This is a genomic window from Amycolatopsis sp. SID8362 (assembly GCF_010550475.1).
Lineage (GTDB): Bacteria > Actinomycetota > Actinomycetes > Mycobacteriales > Pseudonocardiaceae > Amycolatopsis > Amycolatopsis eburnea.
In genome coordinates this window covers 1-532 of sequence record NZ_JAAGNB010000660.1, presented here as the reverse complement: position 1 = coordinate 532, position 532 = coordinate 1, and the positions used below count along the sequence as shown (strand labels likewise).

The window sequence follows — 532 nt, the reverse complement described above, 5'->3', positions numbered from 1 at the left end:
GCGTGGGAGTCCCACTGCCCGTACGCGCTGCTCACGCAGGCGTTTCCCGGGCTCCCGACGGCCGACCCCTTCCGCACCGCCGGCGAACTCGCCGCGCGGGTCGAGCCCGGCACCCTGCTGGTCCTCGACGACGCGCACCTCGCCGACGAGGCCTCGCTGCAGACCCTCGCCTCCACCCTGCGCCACCACCCGGACGTCCACCTGCGGGTCATCGCGACCGCCACCACCGGCGACCCCCGGGCCAACGCCGACGCGCTCGACCTGCTGCCGCGCGTCGCGACCGACCACCCGCTGCTCCCGCCGCTGGACGCCGCGCAGATCAGCGAACTGGCCGCCGCCTACGGGATCGCGCTGCACCCCTCGCTCGCCGAACGGCTGCTGCGCCACAGCCTCGGCCGGCCGAAGCCGGTGGTGGAGCTGCTGACCGAGCTGCCCAAGACGACGTGGGCCCAGTTCGACCCCACGCTGCCCGCCCCGGCCGCGGTCACGGCGCGCGTCCGCCGGGACCTCGCGGCGTGCTCGATCCCGGCGC

The 532-nt window shown here is 76.7% G+C and carries 1 protein-coding gene; it reads left to right on the top strand.

The window, feature by feature from the left end; all coding sequences use genetic code 11:
- On the top strand, positions 1-532 hold a 532-nt coding region (locus tag G3I65_RS20330; protein WP_160697509.1), incomplete at both ends, for an ATP-binding protein.